Annotated in this window: 1 pseudogene; it reads left to right on the top strand. The window is 59.8% G+C overall.

What is annotated here, in order from left to right:
- Positions 1 to 200 precede the first annotated feature (200 nt).
- A pseudogene (locus RZO55_RS14725) lies at positions 201 to 590 on the top strand (hypothetical protein); the annotation flags it as partial.

Here is a 590-nt window from a genome sequence, read left to right as displayed (position 1 = left end):
ACCGGCATGGCCCTGGGTCAAGCCGGCGGCACCGCTGCGGCCCTTGCCCTCCGGGAGGGGTTGGGGGATGCTCGGGAGGTCGACGTCAAGCGGCTGCAGCAAATGCTTAAGGAACAGGGGGCGAGGCTTTGACGGCACCTTGAAGGATGCGAGTTTCCGAAAGACCGGCGGAGGATAAACCGGAGAAGGGGGGTTGAAGGATGACGACTCTGCTCATCCTGTCGATTTTCGTAATCTTCACCCTGCTCATGATGTTGCGAAAGATTTCGGCTGTGGTCGCCCTGCCGCTGATGGGTCTGGCCTTTGCCCTGGCGGCGGGGGTTTCCCTGGAGAAGATCAACAATCAGGTTTTCGGGGAGGGGATCTTCCTCCTGAGCGAAGCCATTTTCCCCGTCTTCCTCGCGGCCATTCTGGGGCAGATCATCGCGAAATCGCGGATCGCCGAATCGATCGTGAAGCTGGCGGCGGAGCTGGGCGGGGACAATCCCTTCACCATTACCGTCCTCTGTTTCCTGGCCATCCTCTTCTGTTTTATCGGATTGATGGGAACCGGGGCCCTGATCATGGTCGGGATCATTGTCCTGCCGATC

It is taken from the genome of Clostridium boliviensis, from assembly GCF_033342255.1.
Taxonomy (GTDB): Bacteria; Bacillota; Clostridia; order Lachnospirales; family Lachnospiraceae; genus Lacrimispora; species Lacrimispora boliviensis.
Note: the sequence above shows the minus strand (reverse complement) of the source record. Positions and strands in the feature narration are given on the sequence as shown.